Source organism: Pseudarthrobacter albicanus (genome assembly GCF_018224015.1).
In the GTDB taxonomy this organism is placed as follows: Bacteria; Actinomycetota; Actinomycetes; order Actinomycetales; family Micrococcaceae; genus Arthrobacter; species Arthrobacter albicanus.
Map to the genome: position 1 here is coordinate 1 of NZ_JAGPOT010000129.1, position 5,357 is coordinate 5,357.

The 5,357-nt window shown below is 64.9% G+C and carries 6 protein-coding genes; 2 read left to right on the forward strand and 4 right to left on the reverse strand.

Annotated features, from left to right (window positions below):
- Both J9611_RS20305 and J9611_RS22620 read right to left on the reverse strand, forming a co-directional pair.
- Positions 1-340: thiamine pyrophosphate-binding protein (locus J9611_RS20305; protein WP_504742112.1), on the reverse strand; the 340-nt coding region annotated here is incomplete at its 3' end.
- 56 nt (positions 341-396) lie between these two features.
- The gene (locus tag J9611_RS22620; RefSeq protein WP_307857168.1) at positions 397-882 is read right to left on the reverse strand and encodes a YegP family protein; all 486 of its coding nucleotides are present in this window, start codon (positions 880-882) and stop codon (positions 397-399) included.
- A 296-nt stretch (positions 883-1,178) separates the two neighbouring features.
- On the opposite strand from J9611_RS22620, the gene J9611_RS22195 reads away from it, so the two are divergent.
- Both J9611_RS22195 and J9611_RS20320 read left to right on the forward strand, forming a co-directional pair.
- Positions 1,179-1,394: an IS1096 element passenger TnpR family protein gene (locus J9611_RS22195; RefSeq protein WP_307857170.1), complete on the forward strand. Its 216-nt coding sequence runs from the start codon at positions 1,179-1,181 to the stop codon at positions 1,392-1,394.
- Positions 1,395-1,761: 367 nt separating this feature from the next.
- The gene (locus J9611_RS20320; RefSeq protein ID WP_307857169.1) at positions 1,762-3,240 is read left to right on the forward strand and encodes an NCS1 family nucleobase:cation symporter-1; all 1,479 of its coding nucleotides are present in this window, start codon (positions 1,762-1,764) and stop codon (positions 3,238-3,240) included.
- A gap of 129 nt (positions 3,241-3,369) precedes the next feature.
- Here the strand turns inward: J9611_RS20320 and J9611_RS20325 are convergent, their stop codons facing one another.
- Together J9611_RS20325 and J9611_RS20330 are read right to left on the reverse strand one after the other, a co-directional pair.
- Entirely contained in the window at positions 3,370-4,098 is a 729-nt protein-coding gene (locus tag J9611_RS20325; protein WP_211882903.1) for a maleate cis-trans isomerase family protein, read from the reverse strand.
- Between the two features lie 8 nt (positions 4,099-4,106).
- A partial coding sequence (locus J9611_RS20330; RefSeq protein ID WP_211882904.1) for an amidohydrolase family protein occupies positions 4,107-5,357 on the reverse strand: 1,251 nt, incomplete at its 5' end.

Here is a 5,357-nt window from a genome sequence, read left to right on the forward strand (position 1 = left end):
GCAGCCGGCTGCCGAACTGCCGGTAGGTATTGATCAGTTCATCCTCCTCGACCACGCCGGCCGCCCGGTACATGGAGTACAGCAGCGGGGAGGCATGGCCCTTGGAAAAAATGAGGTGGTCATTGGTCGGCAGCCACGGCTGGTCCCAGTCATAGCGGAGGTGCCGCTCGAGCAGGACCGCCATGAGATCCGCAGCCGACAACGATGAGGTCGGATGGCCGGAACCGGCCTGTGTGCTGCACCGGATGGAGTCCACCCGCAGTTGCGCCGCCAGGCTTCTGATGACACCGGTCTCTGCGGCGGTCATCGGCGCCGGGGCCGGTTCCTGATGTTCGGTCATCGCAATCACCTTTCGCCCGTTCGAGGGGTCCTCGTGTCCGGGACGCCTAATACCTGTCATACCCGGATGCCAGTTCCTGCGGAAGACGCGAGCTGCCCGGGCGTTCCGCTGCGGAGCCGGTCTCCCGAGGACTCTGGCACGCCAGGTGGGGCCTCTCGGCGCAAGAAACCGGCACTGCCCCGGTATGCCTGCGCAGGCGGCACGGAATCTGAACGGGGCGGCGCAGGGCTCGACCGGCGGGCCGGGCAAAGGTCGGTGATATGTCCCATGCCGGCATACTCACGCACCGCGGCAATGCCGGCGACAGCTGCGGGCTTGTCGTCAAAAGCTTTGGAGACGGCCATCACCGTTCCGTCGGGTGCTGTGAGCCGGAATCTGACGTGCGACTGCGCGTCAACGAACAGTTCAAACAAGCCGGCCATGGGTGTCCTCCCGGTCTGCGGGCTTCCTGCCCGGGCGGCGACATCGCCGCAAAAGGTCCGACGGCACCGTCGTCTTCGGACCCCTCGTTGAGTCGATGAACCCCCAATTGATCGATTCATCAAGTGACCAACAGTTTGCCGCAGGCAACCAGTCTCGTGCAAGGGCGGACGGACAATCCACAGGCAAAATCCATGGAACTCATAGCGAGGGCGCGGCTTTGCATACTGCTAAAACCAACCTCCTAAAGCTGATTTTACGACGATAAGGGACCTTTCGTCAGGCTGGTGATTTCCACGGCAGGGGAGAATGACCTGGCGAGTTCAGAGTTGGGCAACGGGACTTGAGGGAATGGCAGGATGGAACAATACGTGGCCAGGACAGGGGAGGGACCGGGTGGATCCTGAGGGTTCGCGTGGTGCTGGTCGACCGCGAGCCTACAATATGGCGTCTGCTGGAGTTGGTTGGCTCTGTGTCGCTGGTCCGGGTCCACGAGATCCTGCAGGCGGCCTTCGGGTGGCAGGACGCACATCTGCACCGGTTCACTGCCAGCGATCCCTACGAACCGCTGCGGCCGGTAGAAGGCGGATACCCGACTCTCTGCAGTGGCTCCCCGCGGAATTCTGTGAGGTAACGACGGACCTGCCCGAAGACGAATGCTCGCTCGAGCAGCTTCTCGCCACGGGATCGGGGGCCGCGTTCTACGAGTACGACTCTGGCGACAGCTGGCTTCACCGACTCGAGCTGGTTACCCGCCGTCCCCTGGAGGAGGCTGATCCGCCGGTGCAGCTGCTCGCCGGCCCGGCCCCATGGACCGCCCGTGCCCACGCTCGCGTCCGGCCCTTTTCCTGCAATGAAGCTGCAGGTGGCGGTTGATCTATCTGGACGTTGCCTAACTCGGTATATTGGCACTAATGGGTAGGTATTCATAGATCCCATGTTGGTTGGGGCTCAAGAACTTACTCTCAGTACGTGCGGAAGTTTGAGAGGTGTGGGTTCAGGTGTCGTACGCAATTCCACCGGGGGCCAGTCGGCGTCTGTACAACGAGGACCTCGCGCCGACCGAACACCGCACGTGGGGTTTCTATTCGCTGTTCGCGATGTGGATGTCGGACATTCATTCACTCGGCGGTTACACCTTCGCCGCTGGCCTCTTCGCGTTGGGCCTGGGCGCCTGGCAGGTATTCCTCGCACTGGTGGCGGGGATCATCCTCGTCTTTTTCCTGATGAACCTCTCCGGCTTCGCCGGGCAGAAGACCGGCGTTCCCTACCCCGTGCTCGCTCGGGTCTCGTTTGGAACGTTCGGAGCCAACCTGCCGGCCCTGCTTCGTGCGCTCGTGGCAATCGCCTGGTACGGCATCCAGACCTGGCTGGCCTCCCGCGCCGTCATTATCATCGCCCTGAGGATCTGGCCCGAGCTCAAGGGTCTGACGGAGAACAATTTCCTGGGCGAATCCACCCTGGGCTGGCTGGCCTTCCTGCTGATGTGGTCGCTCCAGCTTCTGCTGCTTCGAAACGGCATGGAGACGATCCGGAGGTTCCAGGACTGGGCCGGCCCGGCCGTCTGGGCGGTGATGGGCCTGTTGGTCGTTTACATCCTGATCAACGCGGGGTGGAATATCTCCCTCGACTTGCCGGGTGGAAAAGCCGAATGGGGGGTCACACATGCCTTTTTTGCCGCCGTAGCGCTGACGGTGACGTACTTCTCCACCCTGATGCTCAACTTCTGCGACTTTTCCCGGTTCGCGCCCTCCCGCAAGGCTGTGCGCACGGCGAACCTGTGGGGGCTGCCGGTGAACTTCATCGCCTTCTCCGTGGTCTCCGTCGTCGTCACCGCCGGAACGTTCAAGGTCTATGGGGAGCACATCTACGACCCGGTCGAGATCGTCGGACGGATCGACAGCATCTGGGCGCTTCTGCTCGGCGCCGTCACGTTCGCTGTCGCCACGCTGGGAATCAATGTCGTGGCGAACTTCGTCTCGCCGGCCTACGACCTCGCGAACGCCTGGCCCTCGAGGATCGATTTCAAGCGCGGCGGCCTGATCGCCGCAATGATCGCACTCGTCATTACGCCCTGGAACCTGTTCAACAGCCCGGTGGTGATAAACCTTTTCCTCGGAGGGCTCGGAGCGCTGCTCGGGCCGCTGTTCGGGATCATCATGGTCGACTACTACGTCCTCCGCAAGCAGCACGTGCTGGTTCGGGACCTGTTCAGCGAACAGGGGTACTACACGTATACGGGTGGCTGGAACCAGAAGGCCGTCATCTCGTTCCTCGTCTCGGCCGTCCCGGCGGTGGTCTTCGCGCTGGTTCCCATTTTTGGCGCCCTCTCTGCCTTCTCCTGGTTCATCGGAGCAATCGTGGCGGCCGCGGTGCATTACTTCATCTCGCGCCACGACACGACTCTGGCCGAATCGATTGCGGCCGCCGAAGAAGCCGAGCCGGGCGCGGCATGGACGCAGATTCCGCAGACGCGCTGAGGCACCGTAGGAGATTCTCAGGGCCGACGGACAATCCTGAGCTAATGCCGACGGCGGCGGGCCGCTCCCAGTGGGCGGCCCGCCGCCGTCTGCCTTGCCTGGACTGCTGTAAATCCAGCGGGCTGGGGGTCAGCCCGCGAGCAGCCTGCCCCACCTTGGTGCGAGCAAGGGGGACCCGGCAAGTTTCAGGCAGTGCCACAGGGTCACGGCGACGGAGTCGAGCACCGGAACGCCGGTGCCGGCCTCGATGTCCGCCGCGATGTTGGCGCCGTAGAGGTTGGTGCACAGGTAGACAAGCGCATCCGGCGCCGCTGCCGCCAGTTCCAGCGAGCCGGGGCGCATTTCCTCGTCGGTGACCCGGCCGAAGGACTCGTTGTCGCTCAGGCCCAGGCAGCGGTGGCCCACTGTCTTGATGCCGTCCCGCTCGTAGGATGCCATGATCGCGCGGTTGACGTCCTCCGTGTACGGCGTGAACAGGCCTATCCGCTCGGTGCCGAACGACTCGAACGCCGCCAGGTAGGCGAGCGTGGAGGTGGTGGCCGGAATGCCGGTGGCGTCGGTGATTTCCCGGACCAGCCCGCGGTCGTGTTCCGCTCCGAGCCAGGAGCCCGAGGTGCCGTTCCAGGCGATCACGTCCACGTCCGCCGTCGCGAGGAGCCCGGCTGCTTCGCGCATGACCGCCGGGTCGAACTGCTTGTCGGAGGAGCCATCCAACGCGATCCGGGTGACGGGGATCCGGGTGAAGTGGATGGTGACGTCGTCCCGGTCCCCCAGGATGCGGTAGGTCTGCGGCTCAAGGCACGTGTTGGAGGACGGCACGATCATGCCGATGCGGGTCTTGCGTGTGGCGGATGGCATGGATGCTCCTAAAGGGTCGCCGGTACGGTGGGTGTGCTGTCTGCGGTGGCGGCCTGATGCTCTCGGAAGCCGTTGCGGGCCACGAAGCGGCCCACGGGGCCGGGATCGTGGAAGCCGTCCCGGTCCACCACTATCCGTCCGGCGGACACCACGACGGCGGGCCAGCCGGCGAGCTTCACGCCGTCGAACGGGGAGAAGTCAGTGCCCATGTGCAGGTTGGCGCCGTCGACGATGCGTTCCTCGGCGGGATCGAAGATCACGAGGTCGGCATCGAAGCCCTCGGCGATGGTTCCTTTGCCGGGGACGGCGTTGATCCTGGCGGGTCCGGCGGCGAAAACCTCCACGAAGTCCTCCACCCGGCCCTCTCCGCCGCTGGCCGAATCCATCATGGCCGTGAACGTGACGGGCATCCGGGTTTCCACCCCGGGCAGGCCGTGCGGCATGGCCCGGATGTCGTCCGTGCGCTCACGCTTTTGGGAGAGGTCGTAGCAGGAGTGGTCCGAGGAAACGGTGTGGATGGCGCCGTCGGCCAGGCGTTCCTTCAGCGCGGCCACGGTCTCGGCGCTCCGCATTGGCGGGCAGCAGGCGTACCACTCCGGAAACGCCGAGCCGTAGACCGAGTCGTCCAGAGTGAGGTAGTGCGGGCAGGTCTCGGAGAAGGCCTCGAGGCCGCGGCTGCGCGCCTCGTTGACGAGGTCCACGGCTCCGGGGGTCGACTGGTGCACAAAGTACACGGGCGCCTTGGTGTATTCGGCCATGGCCAGGGTTTCCTTCACGGAGATTTCCTCGGCCAGCTCCGGCCGGGTCCGGTGCAGGTGCTCGATGCCGATCCTGCCGTCCTCGGCATGCTGCTGGGTGCAGTCCGCGATGATGGGATCGTGCTCGGCGTGGATGTAGGTGAGCCCGTCCAGCCGCACCATCTCGCGCATGACCTTCAGGATTGTGTCCCCGTCCGCCATGGTGGTGCCGCGGTTGGTGGTGTACATCTTCACGGACCGGATGCCCTCGGCGGCGAGCTGCTCCAGCTGCCACGGAACGGTTTCGTCCCAGCTGACCACCGAACCGTGGAGGGCGACGTCGCAGCGGGAGTCCCGCGCCAGCTCCTTCTTGTGCAGCACGGCGGCCAGCGGGGTTTCCTGGGCGTCGCGCGGAATGCCGAAGTCGATGATGGTGGTGGTGCCGCCCCACAGTGCTGCCGTGGAGGTGGTGCGGTAGTCGTCCAGTGTCCGGAAGCGTCCGGTCACCTGGGCCACGTGGCA

What these genes read in the sequence shown, in the direction of transcription:
- J9611_RS20325 (WP_211882903.1), bottom strand. Translation starts at nt 4,098, where the DNA reads ATGCCATCCGCCACACGCAAGACCCGCATCGGCATGATCGTGCCGTCC.
- J9611_RS22620 (WP_307857168.1), bottom strand. Translation starts at nt 882, where the DNA reads ATGAATCGATCAATTGGGGGTTCATCGACTCAACGAGGGGTCCGAAGA.